Raw genomic sequence first — 16,675 nt, 5'->3', positions numbered from 1 at the left:
ATTTCCTGCAGCTTCTCCTTGTCCTTGCCGAGCTTCGGCATGAAATCCACCTCGACCCCACGGTCGCGGAAAATCTGCACGGCGGTTTCGGAAAGGGCATCGGATACGAGAACGCGGGGTGCCATGGACTTGTCCTCCAATGGGCAATGATCTTGGAAATGTCGATGAAAATGCGGGCGGCCGGCGGGCCGCCCGGCAGGAACGCGCGGTCAGGCCGCAGCCTTGAGCGCCGCCTTCTGTGACTGGAAAGCCCATTCGAGCCACGGCATCAGCGCTTCCAGGTCGGAAGTCTCCACCGTTGCACCGGCCCAGATGCGAAGGCCGGACGGGGCATCGCGGTAGGCGCCGATGTCATAGGCCACGCCTTCCTTGTCCAGCGCCGAGACCATGGCCTTGGCGAAGGCCGCCTGCTGGTCGGCGTCGAGCGCGGCGATCTCCGCATCGGTGATCGACAGGCACACGGACGTGTTCGAGCGGGTTTCCGGCACCTTCGCCAGGTTGGCAAGCCAGCCCGACCGGGCGGCGAAATCGTTGATGACCCTGGCGTTGGCGTCCGCCCGGGCGATCAGCGCGGGAAGCCCGCCGATCGCCTTCGCCCACTTCAGCGCATCGAGATAGTCCTCGACGGCCAGCATGGACGGCGTGTTGATCGTTTCGCCCTTGAAGATGCCCTCGATCAGCTTGCCGCCCTTGGTCATGCGGAAGATCTTCGGCATCGGCCACTTCGGCGAGTAGCTCTCCAGCCGCTCCACCGCGCGCGGGCTGAGGATCAGCATGCCGTGCGCCGCCTCACCGCCGAGCACCTTCTGCCAGGAGAAGGTGACCACGTCGAGCTTGGCGAAATCCAGGTCCTGTGCGAAAGCCGCCGAGGTGGCGTCGCAGATGGTCAGGCCCTTGCGGCCGGCGGGGATGAAATCGCCATTGGGCACCCGGACGCCGGACGTGGTGCCGTTCCAGGTGAAGACCACGTCGCGGTCGAAGTCGACGGCGCCGAGATCCGGCAGTTCGCCGTAGCCGGCCTCGAACTTGCGCACGTCGTCGAGCTTGAGTTGCTTGACGGCATCCGTCACCCAGCCCGAACCGAAGCTTTCCCAGGCAACCATGTCCACGCCGCGCTCGCCGAGCAGCGACCACATGGCCATTTCCACCGCGCCCGTGTCGGAAGCCGGCACGATGCCGATGCGGTAGTCGGCGGGAACCTGGAGAACCTCGCGCGTCAGGTCGATGGCCTCGGCCAGCTTGGCCTTGCCGATCTTGGCGCGATGCGAGCGGCCGAGGGCAGCGCCTGACAGGGCCTCGAGGGACCAGCCGGGACGTTTTGCACAGGGACCGGATGAGAAATTGGGATTGGCCGGACGGACGTCCGGCTTCGAGATCTGTGTCATGTTGTAACCTACCCTTCCAGATAGCACGCTCCTCGGTGGGGAGGAGTGGCCCGCTGACGGCGTTACTCTGGCTTGCCCCTCCAAGTCAAGCGCAATTGTTGCAACGCGTCATTTTGTATCCTCATAGCGCCACCCGGGCGCAAACGGAAAACGGCGGCCCCGGGGGACCGCCGTTGAAAATGCGCGTTGCCGAAGAAGCGCTTACCAGAGTTCGTAGCGCAGGCCGACCCGGATCTCGTGGCTCGACAGGCCCTTGTCGCGGCCCTGCGCGCCTGTCGCACCGGCCGACTGGGAGGCGGAGTCGAAGTCGAACATGCCGCCGGCCGAGACCTTGCGATAGCGGTAGCCGAGATCGAATTTCAGGTTCTCGGTGACGTCGTAGCTGGCGCCTGCCATCAGCGCCCAGGTGAAGCGCGCCGAGTTTATGCCCGTATGCGTGACGCTGGTGACCGCGCCGGATGCGCAGGTGGCCGTGCCGTCGACACAGTAGACCGAGTTGGTCAGGTCGCCCCAGTTCATGAAGGTCACGCCGGCGCCGGCGCCGAGGTAGGGCGTGATGCCCACCACCGTGCCCAGGTCGACATAGGCATTGGCCATCAGCGAATAGGCGGTGAAGCTGGCGCTGTCATTGGAGGCGCAACCCGTGGTCGGGTCGGCCGGACCGGCGCAGGAGAACGGATCGCTCGTCTTGCCGGTGAAGTTTCCGGTGAACCGGTCGGCGGTGAAGTCGGTGCGCAGCCAGTCGTTGAACCGGTAACCGAAGCCGATCGAGGCGCTCCAGTCGCTGTCGATCCGCGCCATGTCCCAGGCATGCGATCCGTAGGCACCGCCGAAATAGGTCCGGTAGGGATCGGCGCCGCCCGAGGTGGAAATCGAGTAGCCGATATCGCCGCGGATATACCAGCCGGTGCCGATCTCGACCGGCTTGTACTCGTCCACCGGACCGGTGTCGGCCGGAATGATCGTCGGCTCGTAGTCGGCTGCGAGGGCCGCTGGAGCGCCGGCGAACAGCGCCAGGGCGACGGCTTGGGCAAGCAGGAAACGTTTCTTCATCTTGGACACTCCGGCTATTCGTGCCGCACCCGAACCGGCGGCCATAACTCGACTGTGTCCCAGCATTAACCATGATGGTTAAGTTGCGGTTAAGCATGACTGCTATTTCCGCGATGGCGCGCTCCGGGCGGCCGGATCGTGTCGAAAGACATGAAAATACCCGCGCGACGGGGTCGCGCGGGCATTGGAAATTTTTCCGGCTCCCGTTGCCGGGAGAGGCGGGTCCTGTCTTACTTGTAGACCGGCATCGGTTCCGGCTGGTACGAGACCACTTCCGGCTCCGGTGCGCAGCGCGGGGAATTGCCCGAACCGCCGAAGGAGTAGCGCAGGCCCGCCCGCACCGCGTGGGAGCTCAGGCCACGATCGTAGCCGGGGCCGCCGCCGGTCTTGTAGAGGAACATGTCGCCGCTGGAGATCCGCGTGTAGCGGTAGCTGGCGTCGAGTTCGAGATTGTTGGTCAGGCAGTAGGACGCACCGGCCGTCAGCGCGTAGGCGAAGCGGGCCGACGAGTAGCCGGTATGGCGCACGGTGCCTGTCGGCGCCACGTTGATGAGGTCGTCCCACTTGACGTGCGCACCACCGATACCGCCGCCGACGTAGCCGGTGATCCCGTGCCAGGTGCCGACATCGACATAGGCGTTGGCGAGAACCACGAGGGCGCTCAGGCCCGACGTGTCGGAAGAGGTGCACGGGACGCCGCCGCAGGTGCCCGTGGTCGAGCCCTTGAACTTCGCCTTCGTCATGTAGTCGAGCGTGATGTCCGCGCGCAGGTGACGGGAGATGTTCACGCCGATACCGCCGCCGACCAGCCACGAATTGTCGAGATTGGCAGTGGTGAAATTGTTGTACCCGGGCGCTCCGCCGGCCGTTCCCTGGAGGAAGTAGGCACCCCGCAGGTCGTTGATGCTGTAACCGACATCGCCGCGGATGTACCAGCTCGTTCCGACTTCCGGAGCCGGCTCGACATAGGTCTGCACCGGCGCCGGTGCTTCGACCACGTCGGGTTCGTAGAGATCGGCCGCCTGGGCGGTACCGGCCGTCAAGCCTCCCAATACGGCAAGGATGACGCCAGAGCGAAGCTGCAACATGATAGTGACCTCTTGTTTGCCGCCCCGTGCCTTCGATACCGGGGACGGACATGGATTCCGGTTAAGGATAATGAGGCGGAAAGGTTAAGGGCCACTTAAGCTTTAGAATTAACCATGATCGAAGGTTCCGGCATGAAAAAGCCCGCCATGCCGATGGCATGACGGGCTCGTTTCTCCGGATCTCCCGGAAGGTCAGGCGGCGTTGCGCAGCTCTGCGATGACGCCGGCGATGTCGTCGACCACGGCCTCGACCAGGTCGCGGTTGTCGCCTTCGGCCATCACCCGGATCAGCGGCTCCGTGCCGGACGGGCGGATGACGAGACGCCCGCTCTTGCCGAGCTTGTCCCGGCCCGCTTCGATCGCCTTCTGGACAACCGCCTCCTCGAGCGGCTTGGCCGTGCCGTAGCGCACGTTCTTGAGCACCTGCGGAACCGCTTCGAACTTGTTGCAGACCTCGCTGGCCGGCTTGCCCGAACGCTTGATGCAGGCAAGCACCTGCAGCGCGCAGACGAGCCCGTCGCCGGTGGTCGAGAAATCCGACAGCACGACGTGGCCCGATTGCTCGCCGCCCACGTTGAACCCGTGCGCCCGCATGTGTTCCACCACGTAGCGGTCGCCGACCTTGGTGCGGTGCAGTTCCAGGCCCCGGTCCGTCAGGAAACGCTCCATGCCGAGGTTGGACATGATGGTCGCCACGACGCCGCCGCCGCGCAGCCGGCCGCTTTCCAGCCAGCTTTCCGCGATCAGCGCCATGATCTGGTCGCCGTCGATCACCTCGCCGCGCTCGTTGACGATCAGCACGCGGTCGGCATCGCCGTCCAGCGCGATCCCGATGTCGGCGCGGACTTCGTGAACCTTCTGCATCAGCCCGACCGGGTGGGTCGACCCGCACTCCTGGTTGATGTTCGTGCCGTTCGGCTCGTTGTTGATCGTCACGACCTCTGCGCCCAGTTCCCACAGCACGGCCGGGGCCACCTTGTAGGCCGCGCCGTTGGCGCAGTCGACCACCACCCGCATGCCGGACAGCGAAAGCGACCGCGGCAGGGTGCGCTTGGCGAATTCGATGTAGCGGTCGTGCACGCCGTCGACGCGCTTGGCCTTGCCGAGGCTGTCGCCATCGGCCAGCCGCATCGACAGGTCGACGTCGAGCATCGCCTCGATGCGCATCTCGATCTCGTCGGACAGCTTGTAGCCATCGGGACCGAACAGCTTGATGCCGTTGTCGTAGTAGGGATTGTGCGACGCCGACAGCATGACGCCGATATCGGCGCGCAGCGAGCGCGTCAGCATGGCGACGGCGGGCGTCGGGATCGGGCCGAGCAGGAACACGTCCATGCCGGCGGCACAGAATCCGGCCACGAGCGCGTTCTCGAGCATGTAGCCGGAAATGCGGGTGTCCTTGCCGATGACAACCCGGTGCCGGTGCGATCCGCGATGGAAGGAGAGGCCTGCAGCCATCCCGACCTTCATCGCGATATCCGGTGTCATGGGATTGCTGTTGGCACGACCACGAATGCCGTCGGTTCCAAAATACTTGCGAGTCATGATTTTTCCCGTAACCCCTGAGCCGATCTTTTTTGCCACAAGTCACCGATGACCCGGCATCAAAATATGTTTTTCAATGTAACGAAAGGCTTTCGTGCCCGCTTGAACTGCAAACGTGGTTAACCGTCAATGAAAATCGGCGGCTTGCGCGCCCGCGCCTGGCTAACGAAAAACCCGCCGCGCAGGCGCGCGACGGGTCTGTCTCTGGTCCCTTGCCGGCAGGGAAGCCCCGGATCAGCCCTGCGGCTGCGGCTCCATGCCGGTCTCCGGCTCGTCGCCGCCCTTCTTCTTGCGCGATTCGCCGGCCTTCGGCACCGCCGATCCGCGGGACGGAGGCGTGTCATCGCCCATGTCACGCGACGGCTTCTCGCCGGCAAGCAGCTGCTTGATCTCGTCGCCCGACAGCGTCTCGTACTCCAGCAGGCCTTCGGCCAGCGCGATCCACTCGTCCTTCTTCGTCGTCAGGATGTCGGTCGCGCTCGCATAGGCCTCGTCGACGAGCCGCCGCACTTCGCCATCGATGATCTGCGCCGTGGCTTCCGAGATGTTCTTCTGTTGCGCCACCGAATGGCCGAGGAACACTTCCTGCTGGTTCTCGCCGTAAGAGACCTGTCCGAGCTTGTCGGAAAAGCCCCACTGCGTAACCATGGCCCGCGCCAGCTTCGTCGCCTGCTCGATATCGGACGAGGCGCCAGAGGTGATGTTCTCCTTGCCGAACTTCAGCTCCTCGGCCACGCGTCCGCCCATCATGATCGCCAGACGGGAGATCATGTACTTGTAGCTCATCGAGTAGCGGTCGCCTTCCGGCAGCTGCATGACCATGCCGAGCGCGCGGCCGCGCGGGATAATGGTCGCCTTGTGCACCGGGTCGGCCGACGGCACGTTCAGCGCAACGATGGCGTGACCGGCCTCGTGATAGGCGGTCAGTTCCTTCTCCGCCTGGGTCATCGCGGTCGAACGGCGCTCCGCGCCCATCATCACCTTGTCCTTGGCGTCCTCGAACTCCTGCATCGTCACCAGGCGCTTGTTGCGCCGCGCCGCCATCAGGGCCGCCTCGTTGACGAGGTTCATCAGGTCCGCGCCGGAGAAGCCCGGCGTGCCGCGGGCGATCGTCTTGAGATCGACATTCGGCGCCAGCGGCACGTTGCGCACGTGCACCTTGAGGATCTTCTCGCGGCCGACCAGGTCCGGGTTCGGCACCACGACCTGCCGGTCGAAACGGCCCGGGCGCAGCAGCGCCGGGTCGAGAACGTCGGGGCGGTTCGTCGCCGCGATCAGGATGATCGATTCATTGGCCTCGAAACCGTCCATCTCGACGAGGAGCTGGTTCAGCGTCTGCTCGCGCTCGTCATTGCCGCCGCCGAGACCGGCGCCGCGATGACGGCCCACCGCATCGATTTCGTCGATGAAGATGATGCAGGGCGAGTTCTTCTTGGCCTGCTCGAACATGTCGCGCACGCGGCTGGCGCCGACGCCGACGAACATTTCTACGAAGTCCGAACCGGAGATCGTGAAGAAGGGCACGTTGGCCTCGCCGGCCACCGAACGGGCCAGCAGCGTCTTGCCCGTTCCGGGAGGGCCGACGAGCAGCACGCCCTTCGGGATGCGCCCGCCAAGCCGCTGGAACTTCTGCGGATCGCGCAGGAACTCGACGATTTCCTCCAGATCGGCCTTGGCCTCGTCCACGCCGGCCACATCGGCAAACGTGACACGCCCGTGCGCTTCGGTGAGCAGCTTGGCCTTCGACTTGCCGAACCCCATGGCGCGGCCGGAGCCGGACTGCATCTGGCGCATGAAGAAGATCCAGACGCCGAGGATGATGATCATCGGCAGCCAGGACAGCAGCACGCTGGTCAGCGAGCTCGAACCGTCGCTCTCGGGCCGGGCATTGATCGTGATGTTCCGGCTTTCAAGCCGCGAGACGAGATTGCTGTCGCCCGGCGAATAGGTCTGGAACCCGGCCCCGTTGTCGCTGTAGGTGCCAGTGATCCGGTCGCCGGAGATCGTCACCGTCTTTACCCGTCCCGAATCCACTTCCTGGACGAACTGCGAGTAGGGGATCTCGCGCGCCGCGCTGCGCTGCTGCGGCGTCTGGAACAGGTTGAACAGGGCGATCAGGAGGACGGCGATGATCCCCCAGAGAACGAGGTTGCGGTAATTCGGGTTCATGTTCCGTCCTGTCGGCGCAGATTTCCGCGCTGCTCGAAATTCCGTTGTGTCGGTCTAACATAGGATCGCGGCAAGGCATTGCCAAGCACTGCGACCGATTTCCGGACCCTTCGGGAGACCAAATGCCGCATATGGTTACACCTCGCCTCCAATCGGCACGGGCGGGAACTCCGGCAGGTCCGTCCGCCGGGCCAGCGCATCGAAAACCGCGTGGTCGAAGGATGGGATGAGTTCGGGCACCTGGCCGCCCCGTCCCCGCCATCGCGGATCCCGTTCGATGCGCACCCCGTCGCGCGTTTTCCGGAACACCGCGCCGGCAGCCGTGAAGGCCACGCCGCCCGGTCCGGTCAGAAGCGAGGCAACCTGGCTCCGCGCATCGCCGGAGGGCCCGTACAGGTGGCCGGTCAGCAGCCGCGAGGCCTGGGCCGCGGCTTCCGCAAGCGCATCGCCCGGCAGGTCCCGGCCCGCGGTCCTGAACAGCAGCGTTTCCGGCCATCCGGAGGGGTCGAAGGAGGACGGGTCGAGCACGATGGCCGCGGCCCGCCGGGCCAGCAGGATGCGTTGACTGCCTGTCTCCCGCGCCGTTTCCAGCAGGCGCGCGGCATCCGGCGAATCCGGGGACAGCGATCCGCGAACGCGGACCCGCTCGTATCGGGGATCGGCGTTGGACGGATCCTCGAGCCAGCCAAGGCCACGGTCGGCGAGTTCGTGGCGCAGGGCCTGCCGCCGCCAGGCCATCAGCGGCCGCAGGAACCAGATGCGTCCCCCGTACAGCGTTGCCGGCGCCATACCGGCCAGTCCCCGCCCCGCGCCGCGCCCGGCGCGCATCGAGAGGGTTTCAATCTGGTCGTCGCGCGTATGCCCCGTCAGCACCGCGGCGCACCCGGCTCCGGCGGCAGCGTCGGCAAGCAGGCGGTAGCGGGCAAGCCGCGCCGCTTCCATCAGCCCGGAAACAGGCTTCGGCCCGCTCCAGGCGAGCGTGCGGTGGCGGATGCCGAGCCGGGCGCAATGATCGGCCACCTGGCGCGCTTCCCCGGCAGCTTCCGGCCGCAGCCGGTGATCGACGGTCAGCGCCAGGAGCCCGTCGCGCCGTCCCGGCCGCAGGTCCGCCACGCGATGCAGCAGCGCCATGGAATCGCCACCGCCGGAAACGGCCAGGGCAAGGGGTGTATTCAGAAATTCGTTGAGATCGGCAGCAGGCGGGGCCGGCATCGGCGCCGCTTCGTCGGGCCGGCGCAGGATGTCAGCAGCCGGCAAGGGCCTGTTCCTGGGCAATCCGTTCGCGCATGGCGGACGAGACACCCGGGTATTTCTTCCCGATCGCCTCGTAGGTCGCGCAGGCAATTTCCATCTTCTTCATCGCCGCCAGCGAAACGCCGAGCTTGAGCATCATGTCGGGCGCCTTGCCGGACTTCGGATAGGTCTTGGTTGCGTTGAGCAGTACTTCGGCGGCCTCGGGATAGCGTTCCTGGCCAATCAGCGATTCACCCAGCCAGTAGGTCGCATCCGCGATCTGAGGCCCGTCCGGATAACGCTCGGCATAGGCCCGGAATCCGGCCTCCGCCGCCTTGTAGTCGCCGGCCAGGACATATTGGTAGGAATCGCTGTAGAGGCTTTCCGGACTGTCGGACTGCGGCACCGCCGCGACGTCCTGCGATGCCCCCGCACCGTTGACATTGCCGTCCTTGTCCACCTCGAGCGTTCCGAGCGAGCGCGGCGGGTCGCCGAGCTTGTCGCTGCCGGACCCGGCCTTGGCCCAGTCGACGCCGGTCGCGTCCTTGCCGGCGTCCGCGACGGACGAGTTTCCCTCGTCCGTCGCATCCATGGGCCGTTCGTCCGCCGAGGCATGTTTGCCGTCGGTCGACTTCACTGATTGCGAACGCTTCTCTTCCAGTTGCTGCAGGCGGAACTCGTTGTCCTCCTGCGATTTGCGCAACGTCTCCTGCATCTGCAGGAGCTGGAAGTTCAGCTCTTCGATCCTGCCGTTCAGCTGCCGGACCTGTTCTTCGAGTTGCGTCACTCGCGGGTCATAGGTCTGCGCCATCGTACCGGTCATCGGCACGGCAGCCAGCATCACGGCGAGGAGTGCGATCTTCAAGCGCATTTCGATCCCCGTTTCTGTTGCCTGAGCCTGCCCGTCGGACAGGCATCACCCTTGTATCAAGGCGGCGGACTTCGGCCAAATTTTGTTTTCTGCGCACCGAACGAGAAACGGCCCCGCCGGGGCGGGGCCGTGAGACAGGTGTCACGCAGGCAGTTTCCGCCTCAGCTTCCGGCCCCGTTGAGCACGGTGACCGCGCGACGGTTCTGCGACCAGCAGGAAATGTCGTCGCACACCGCGACCGGCCGTTCCTTGCCGTAGGAAATCGTCTTGATGCGGCTGGCGGCGACACCCTGGGAGACCAGGTAATCGCGCGTTGCCGCGGCGCGCCGGGCGCCGAGCGCCAGGTTGTATTCGCGCGTCCCGCGTTCGTCGGCATGGCCTTCGATGGTGATGCGGTAGCTTCCGTAGCGCGTCAGCCACTGCGCCTGGCGCGACAGCGTCTGCTGTGCATCCGCGCGGATGGACGAGGAGTCGGTGTCGAAGAAGATCCGGTCGCCGACATTGACGGTGAAATCCTGTGACGATCCCGGCGTCGCGGCATTGGCGCCAAGCCCGATATCGGCAGCATTGTTGGGAATGGTTTTCTTGGAAGCGCAGCCGGCCAGCGAAAGACCGGCGACAAGCGCGATCATGGCCGGGTTGCGGGTAAGCGTGGCAAGACGCTGCATGGCCGAAAGTCCTTCAAGTTCTTTGCGGTTCGTTGATATTTTGATAACCACGTCGGGGTTAAGGCCGGGTCAAGAAAGAGGGTAAATTTTTCGTTGACGCCCCTCTTGTACCCCGTGTCGCGCACACTAGCCGCGAATGCGGCGGAAACGCGGCGCGTTTCCGCCTTTTTCGTCCGCGGGATCAATCCAGAAGCGGCGACCAGGCCGGGTCGGAGGCGAAATTCGGCGTCGGCACCGGCTGCTCGTTCCGGCCGGTCAGGTCGATCGAGAAAAGCTTCGGACCGCCGCCGCCGGGCTGCTCGCGGAAGAACATCAGGTAACGTCCGTTCGGCGCCCAGGTCGGTCCCTCGTTGAGGAAGCCCGTCGTCAGGATGCGCTCGCCGGACCCGTCCGGCCGCATGACGCCGATCGAGAAATCGCCACCCGACTGCTTGGTGAAGGCGACCAGGTCGCCGCGCGGCGACCACACCGGCGTCGAGTAGGTGCCGTCGCCGAAGGAAATCCGCTGCGGGTTCGAGCCGTCGGCCCCCATGACGTAGATCTGCGCCCGGCCGGCACGGTCGGAGGTGAACACGATCCGGTCGCCCTGCGGCGAGTAGGACGGCGAGGTGTCGATGGCATTTGCCGCCGTCAGCCGCTGCGTCGTGCGAGACCGCAGGTCCATGGCATAGATGTTGGCATTGCCGTCGTCCCGGCCGAGCGTCATGATCACCTTCTGCCCGTCTGGCGAGAAGCGCGGCGCAAAGGTCATGCCCGGGAAGTCCCCGACCAGTTCGCGCTGCCCGGTCTCGATCTGCAGCAGGTAGACCCGCGGCTGGCCACCGGCATAGGACATGTAGGTGATTTCCTGGCGGTTCGGCGAGAAACGCGGCGTCAGCACCAGGTCGCCGCCCTTGGTCAGGTAGCGCAGGTTGGCGCCGTCCTGGTCCATGATCGCGAGACGCTTCTGGCGGGCATTTTTCGGCCCGGATTCATCGACGAAGACGACGCGGGTATCGAAATAGCCCTTCTCGCCGGTCAGTGCCTTGTAGATGGCATCGGAGATGATGTGGGCGACGCGGCGCCAGTTGCTCTCGCTGGTGAAGAACTGCTCGCCGGTGATCTGCTTGCCGGCGAAGGTATCCCACAGGCGGTATTCCGCCTTCAGGCGCCCGTCGGCTTCGCGCGTCACGCGTCCGGTCACCAGCGCCTGGGCATTGACGACCTTCCAGTCCTCGAAGCGCGGCGCCACGTCCGGGTTGGTGACCTTCTCGATGAACGCCGCCTTGTCGACCGGCTTGAACAGGCCGGAGCGCTGCAGGTTGGCGGTGATCACGTCGGTGACCTTCACGCCCATGTCGTCGCCGGACAGGAAATCCGTGATCGCGATGGGCAGCGGCTCCACGACGCCGCGGTTGACGTCGATCTCGACCAGCGCCCGGGCGGGCTGAACGGCGAGGTTCAGGCTTCCCGCGAAGGCGGCAAGGACAATCAACGCGGCTTTGACAAAGGACTTCATGGATCCCTCTCGTCTCTTGTTTTCCTGCCGGACCGCACCTGCCGGCTGATAAGGGTTGCAGGCCGTCAGTAGAACATGTCGGCCGGGTCGAAATTGACGATGACTTCGCGCCACGTCTCGAATTTTCCGGGAGGCACGGCCAGCCCGCGCATGTCGCACTTCTGGATCGCGCGCACGGCTGTCCGGTCGAACTGGGAATTCCCGGAGGATTTGGTGACTTCCGGCACGCCGTCAAGCTTGCCGTTTTCGTCGAGGTTGAAGCGTACCGACACCTTGAGCTTGTCGGGGTCGGAAATGCCGGCATCGATCGACCAGCAGCCGCCAAGCTGCTCGCGTAGCACGTCCATCTCGGCGCGCGTCAGTTTCGGCGCGTTGGTCCGATCGTTGCCCGCCGCCGCCTGCCGCGTCTCCCGCTTCTGGCCGCCGCCCGACGCCTTTTCCTGGTTGATCAGGGCCTTCACCTGGTCGTCGAGCGATGCCGTTTCGCTTTTCTGCGCCGACGGCTTGGCTTGCTGTGCCGGCTTCTCCGAATCCTTGCGGTCCGGCGCCTTGGCGGTCTGGGCCGGCGGTGTCGGCCGCGGCGTCGGCAGGGGCGCGCTTTCCGGCAGCTTCAGCGCCGTCTCGCTCGCCGCGGGGGCGTCCTGGATCGCTTCCTTGACCGGATCGGGCTTCACTTCCTCGCGCGGCGCCGGCTTGGAGGCCAGTTCGGTCGCCGGCACCGGCTTGGGCGTCACCTGCGGCTCCGGCTTCGGATCGGGCACGGGAACCGGGACGGGCGCCGGGTCGGGCTCGGCCTTCGGCGCCGCCGAAGCCTCGATCTCCCGCGGCCGCGGATCCGGCGTCGGCGCGTTGGCGAGGTCGGCCGAGTTGTCGCCCACGTTCTTGGCTTCCGGCACCTCGTCGGGCCGCGTGGTCGGCTTGGGTGCCGGCGTCTCGTCGACCGGCGCCTTCTTGTCGCCCTTCACCAACTGCGCCAGTTGCGTCTCGCTGATCGTCGACACCGGGATGGCGTCCTCCACCACCTCGAACGGCTTGGGCGCGGCAAGGCTGACGAGGCCGAAGGCCAGCAGCCCGGCGTGCAGCACCAGCGATGTGGTCAGCCCCGCCTTCATCGCTCAGCCATTGTCCTCCTGCAGCGTGACGAGTCCCACGTTGGAGAACCCGCCGGACTGGATGCGCGCCATCACGCGCATGACCGTGCCGTAGTCGATGTCCTTGTCGCCGCGCACGAAGATGCGCGCATCCGATCCCGTCGAGCGGATCGCCTGCAGCTTGGCGACGAGGTTGTCATAGGCGATCTCTTCCTCCTGGATGAAGATCTTGCCCTGCCGGTCGACGGAAACGACCAGCGGCTGGTTTTCCGAGTTCATCGGCGCCGCCTCGGTCTTCGGCAGGTCCACCGGAACGCCGGTCGTCAGCAGCGGCGCGGCGACCATGAAGATGATCAGCAGCACCAGCATGACGTCGACGAACGGCGTGACGTTGATTTCCGACATCATCGAGTGACGCCGGCCGCGGCGTCTGTGCCCGCGGCCCCGGCTGGCGCCGGCCATGGATCCCGTGCTCATGCCCATCGCGGCTGTTCTCCCTGTCCCGGCTTACTCGGCGGCCTGGGCGCGCACGTGGCTGCGCTCGTCGATCTGGCGCGAGAGGATGGCGGAAAATTCGTCGGCGAACCCTTCCATGCGGGCGCCCAGCTTGCCGGCATCCGACGTCAGCTTGTTGTAGGCGACGACGGCCGGGATGGCGGCCAGCAGGCCCATGGCCGTGGCCAGCAGCGCCTCGGCGATGCCCGGCGCCACGACCGCCAGGTTGGTCGACTTGGACCCGGCGATCGCCTGGAACGAGGTCATGATGCCGACGACGGTGCCGAACAGGCCGATGAACGGGCCGGCCGAGCCGATCGTCGCGAGGAACCCGAGCCGGCTCTCCAGCCGCTCCATCTCGCGGCCGAGCGCCAGGTCCATCGCCTTGTCGATGCGCGTCTGCAGCGCCATCGGCGAGCGCGCGCCCTTCTCGAAGCTCTTCTTCCATTCCCGCATGGCCGCCACGAAGACCGCGCCCATGCCGGTCGTCTTGCGGTCCGACAGCGTGCGGTAAAGCTCTTCCAGCGACTGGCCCGACCAGAACACCTCCTCGAAGCGGTTCAGCGCCAGGCGCATCCGCGAATAGGAGATGAGCTTGTCGATGATGATCGCCCAGGTCCAGATCGAGGCCGACAGCAGGCCGATCATGACCAGCTTGACCACCCATCCCGCCTGCATGAACAGGCCCCAGATGGAGACGTCGGCCTGGGGTGCCGCGAGAGCGAGTTGTTCCATTTCGGTATCGTTCCCTTCGCCGCCGGGCGCATCATGAGCGTTGCGAGGCGTCCCGGCCGCATGTTTCGTGGCTATCCGGATATCGAGGCGCTTTTGTTCAAAAGCATGCCATTACGGGCCTTTTCCGGGCAAATCATGGTTAAACAAAGGCGCACGGCAAGCGCACGGCGCCGCATTGTCAGCATGGCGCAACATGGTAAACGATCCGTTAGGACCTGTCGCCCGAAACCGCCGTCCCGATCAGGCCCCGGGCAGGAAAATCGATTTCCATTCCTTCGGAAACCGGCGCGGCTTGCCGGTATCGGACATGATCGCCGCCTCCACGCGCGCCTCGATCAGCACCGTATCCCCGCGCAGGATGCGCTGCGCCATGAAGATGCGCGCCCCGGAGATCGCGTCCGTGCGGGTTTCGACCTCCAGCACGTCGTCGATGCGCGCCGGCTGGCGGAAATCGATTTCCATGCGCCGGACCACCCAGACGATCTTTTCGCCGAGGCTGCCCTCGGCAAGCTCGGTGTGGTGGACGCCGGCCAGCCGCAGGTAATCGGACCGGCCGCGCTCCAGGAATTCCAGGTAACGCGCATGGTAGACGACGCCGGAAAAATCGGTATCGGCATAGTAGACCCGCGCCAGCAGCCGATGCCCGGCGTCGGTCAGTTCTCCGGCAAGCGGGGCCGAGGGAGAGCCTGTCCTGTCCGTCGCATTCGTCATCGCCGCCGTCCTTTGCCTGCCGGTAACCCCTCCCGTGCCAGGATGGACGGAAGACGAACCCGGGATGGCACCGATGAACGCCCTGATCAAGACCTTGACCACGCTGGCGCTGCTACTTTTGCCTTTGCAGACCTTCGCCACGGCATCAAGCTTCAAGCCGGGACGCGGCCTGTCCATGGACCTCTGGACGACCTGGCCGGATGAAAGCGCCTGGGGGGACGCCGGCGTCATCCTGCCCTTTCCCGAATGGCGGCGTTTCCTCGACGCCGGTGACCTGAAGGCCCTTGCCCGCGACGGCTTCACCATGGTTCGCCTGCCCGTCGATCCCGCCGTCTTCCTCTCTTCGCAAACCGGCAGCCTGCGTGGCCGCCTGATGGCTTCCGTGCGCGATACAGTCGCCATGATCGTCGGCGCGGGCCTGGATGTCATCGTCGACCTGCATGCCATTCCCGGCGGGGAGAACCGGTCCATCGGCACCAATGACCTGATGACCGACGAAGCCGCCTTCGACCGCTATGTCGGGCTGGTTCGCGACATGGCGGCGCTCGTCGCCGATACCGATCCGGCCCGCGTTGCGCTGGAACTGATGAACGAACCGACGGCGGACTGTTCCGGCCGGCAGGCCGAGACCTGGTCGGACCGTCTCCAGCGGCTGGTGGCGACGGCCCGCGCGGCGGCGCCGCGGACGACGCTCGTCGTCTCGGGGGCCTGCTGGGGCGGGGCCGACGGCCTTGTCGCGCTCGATCCGTCCCGTTTCCCCGATGACAACCTGGTCTGGAGCTTCCACTCCTACGCGCCGTTCATTCTCACGCACCAGGGTGCCGGCTGGACCGGCGACATCAGCCCCTACGCGACCGGCCTTCCCTATCCGCCCTACGGCGCGAATGCGCGGGAAACCGCGGCGGCGCTGAAGGCCATCCGCGCCCGCGTCAGAGCCGAGGCTCCGTGGCTGCGCCGCGCCGGCATCATCTCCTTCGTCGAGGAGGAACTGGCGAAGATCGACAGCCCGGAAGATCTGAAGGTCGTCATCGGCACCCCGTTCGACCAGGTCGCAGACTGGGCCGACCGCCATGGCATCGCCAGGGAAAACATCCTCCTCGGCGAATTCGGCATGATCCGGCAGGAATACGACCACGAGTTCCGCACCGCCCCCGCCTGGCGCGCCGCCTACTACGGCGACATGATACGGCTGGCGGAGGATCACGGGTTCGGCTGGTCGCTATGGGGCTTTGGCGGTGCCTTCGGCGTCATCGAGGCCTTCGAAGGCAGGCCGTCGGAACCGGACGTCCTCGACGTGATCAGGGGCCTTCCTTCAAGGTAGACGAGCTCAGCCGCCGGTCATCACCGCTTCCGGGATTTCAAAACGCTGGTCTCCGATCGTCACGAGATAGAGGTCGGCATTGGTGCCGACGGTCATCTCGGCATCTCCATCGGCCTGCGCCTTGTCGAACCTGGCAGGCGTGTTCATCTCGAAGAAGATCACGCGGCTCCCGCCGTCGGGCCAGAAGACCGTTATGGCCCCGTTGCCATTGCCTTCCCGCGTCACGCCGAACTCGCACTGGCCCATGGGCTGGCCGGCGTAGCGCGCGCAGGGAACCTGCCCGGTCGCACTGAAATCGCTGCCCTGGGCCTTCGCACTGTCCGACGATGCGCCGGTGTCGGCGGAGGCCTTCGCGTCGATGGCGATATCGAGGCTGAAGTCCGACACCTCGTTCCGCCGTGCCGCCGAGCGCATCATGTAAACGGAGATCGTATACTGGCCCTTGGCAGGCAGGACACCCTCGAAGGTGTTGATGGGGTCACTCATCTCGGAGACCGCGATGGCTTCGTCGCCCGGTCCCTTTCCGGGCGCATAGATATTGAAGTAGGTCGCCGTGTGCCTGCTTGTCAGCTTCACCCGCATGACCTGACCGGCGTTTGCGCCAAGCAGGTAGGACACCGAGCCGTAGCCCTTGATGCGGCCCTTGATGGTGGTTCCGGAAGCCCCGGCCTTGAAGTGGACGGTCTCGGTGCGGATTTCATCGCTTGCGGCCGAAGGTGCGGTTGCAAGACCCAGTGCCAGGAAAGCCACACTGGCAGACAGCATCATTCTCATGGTCGAACCCTTGTTCCAACGATCGATATCCGGCCGCG

The 16,675-nt window shown here is 65.7% G+C and carries 15 protein-coding genes; 1 reads left to right on the top strand and 14 read right to left on the bottom strand.

Features of this window, described 5'->3' with window-relative positions:
* Positions 1 to 209 precede the first annotated feature (209 nt).
* From CSC94_RS16270 to ybgC, 13 genes are all read right to left on the bottom strand, one after another.
* Positions 210 to 1,385 carry a phosphoserine transaminase gene (locus CSC94_RS16270; RefSeq protein ID WP_099307413.1) on the bottom strand — a complete coding sequence of 392 codons (1,176 nt, stop codon included), beginning with the start codon at positions 1,383 to 1,385 and terminating at the stop codon, positions 210 to 212.
* 201 nt (positions 1,386 to 1,586) lie between these two features.
* A complete protein-coding gene (locus CSC94_RS16265; protein WP_099307412.1) occupies positions 1,587 to 2,438 on the bottom strand; it encodes an outer membrane protein in 852 nt (283 codons plus the stop codon).
* A 230-nt stretch (positions 2,439 to 2,668) separates the two neighbouring features.
* Positions 2,669 to 3,526, bottom strand: coding sequence for an outer membrane protein (locus tag CSC94_RS16260; protein WP_099307411.1), 858 nt, complete (start codon positions 3,524 to 3,526; stop codon positions 2,669 to 2,671).
* Between the two features lie 192 nt (positions 3,527 to 3,718).
* Complete coding sequence (gene glmM, locus CSC94_RS16255; protein ID WP_099307410.1) at positions 3,719 to 5,071, bottom strand: phosphoglucosamine mutase; 1,353 nt, start codon at positions 5,069 to 5,071, stop codon at positions 3,719 to 3,721.
* Positions 5,072 to 5,305: 234 nt separating this feature from the next.
* Entirely contained in the window at positions 5,306 to 7,240 is a 1,935-nt protein-coding gene (gene ftsH, locus CSC94_RS16250; protein WP_099307409.1) for an ATP-dependent zinc metalloprotease FtsH, read from the bottom strand.
* Positions 7,241 to 7,375: 135 nt separating this feature from the next.
* On the bottom strand, positions 7,376 to 8,497 hold the full coding sequence (tilS, locus tag CSC94_RS16245; RefSeq protein ID WP_099307408.1) for a tRNA lysidine(34) synthetase TilS: 1,122 nt from the start codon (positions 8,495 to 8,497) through the stop codon (positions 7,376 to 7,378).
* Positions 8,484 to 9,338, bottom strand: coding sequence for a tol-pal system protein YbgF (gene ybgF, locus CSC94_RS16240; protein ID WP_165784459.1), 855 nt, complete (start codon positions 9,336 to 9,338; stop codon positions 8,484 to 8,486). The genes tilS and ybgF overlap by 14 nt, the downstream gene beginning before the upstream one ends.
* A 167-nt stretch (positions 9,339 to 9,505) precedes the next feature.
* Positions 9,506 to 10,012, bottom strand: a complete 507-nt coding sequence (gene pal, locus CSC94_RS16235; RefSeq protein WP_099307406.1) for a peptidoglycan-associated lipoprotein Pal — start codon at positions 10,010 to 10,012, stop codon at positions 9,506 to 9,508.
* 181 nt (positions 10,013 to 10,193) lie between these two features.
* Positions 10,194 to 11,510, bottom strand: coding sequence for a Tol-Pal system beta propeller repeat protein TolB (gene tolB, locus CSC94_RS16230; RefSeq protein ID WP_099307405.1), 1,317 nt, complete (start codon positions 11,508 to 11,510; stop codon positions 10,194 to 10,196).
* Between the two features lie 65 nt (positions 11,511 to 11,575).
* Positions 11,576 to 12,622, bottom strand: coding sequence for a cell envelope integrity protein TolA (gene tolA / locus CSC94_RS16225; RefSeq protein WP_099307404.1), 1,047 nt, complete (start codon positions 12,620 to 12,622; stop codon positions 11,576 to 11,578).
* A gap of 3 nt (positions 12,623 to 12,625) precedes the next feature.
* Complete coding sequence (gene tolR, locus CSC94_RS16220; protein WP_099307403.1) at positions 12,626 to 13,084, bottom strand: protein TolR; 459 nt, start codon at positions 13,082 to 13,084, stop codon at positions 12,626 to 12,628.
* 24 nt (positions 13,085 to 13,108) lie between these two features.
* Positions 13,109 to 13,831 (bottom strand): protein TolQ, encoded by a 723-nt coding sequence (tolQ, locus tag CSC94_RS16215; RefSeq protein WP_099307402.1) that lies wholly within the window; start codon positions 13,829 to 13,831, stop codon positions 13,109 to 13,111.
* A gap of 240 nt (positions 13,832 to 14,071) precedes the next feature.
* Positions 14,072 to 14,542, bottom strand: a complete 471-nt coding sequence (gene ybgC, locus CSC94_RS16210; protein ID WP_099307401.1) for a tol-pal system-associated acyl-CoA thioesterase — start codon at positions 14,540 to 14,542, stop codon at positions 14,072 to 14,074.
* Between the two features lie 73 nt (positions 14,543 to 14,615).
* Here ybgC and CSC94_RS16205 point away from each other — a divergent pair, with 73 nt between their 5' ends.
* Complete coding sequence (locus CSC94_RS16205) at positions 14,616 to 15,863, top strand: glycoside hydrolase family 5 protein (protein ID WP_342585962.1); 1,248 nt, start codon at positions 14,616 to 14,618, stop codon at positions 15,861 to 15,863.
* A gap of 6 nt (positions 15,864 to 15,869) precedes the next feature.
* On the opposite strand, the gene CSC94_RS24890 is transcribed toward CSC94_RS16205, so the two are convergent.
* Positions 15,870 to 16,637, bottom strand: coding sequence for a hypothetical protein (locus CSC94_RS24890; RefSeq protein ID WP_205853331.1), 768 nt, complete (start codon positions 16,635 to 16,637; stop codon positions 15,870 to 15,872).
* Between the last annotated feature and the right edge of the window lie 38 nt (positions 16,638 to 16,675).

It is taken from the genome of Zhengella mangrovi, from assembly GCF_002727065.1.
Taxonomy (GTDB): domain Bacteria; phylum Pseudomonadota; class Alphaproteobacteria; order Rhizobiales; family Rhizobiaceae; genus Zhengella; species Zhengella mangrovi.
The sequence above is the reverse complement of the archived record's forward strand: the minus strand, read 5'-3'. Positions and strand labels throughout refer to the sequence as shown.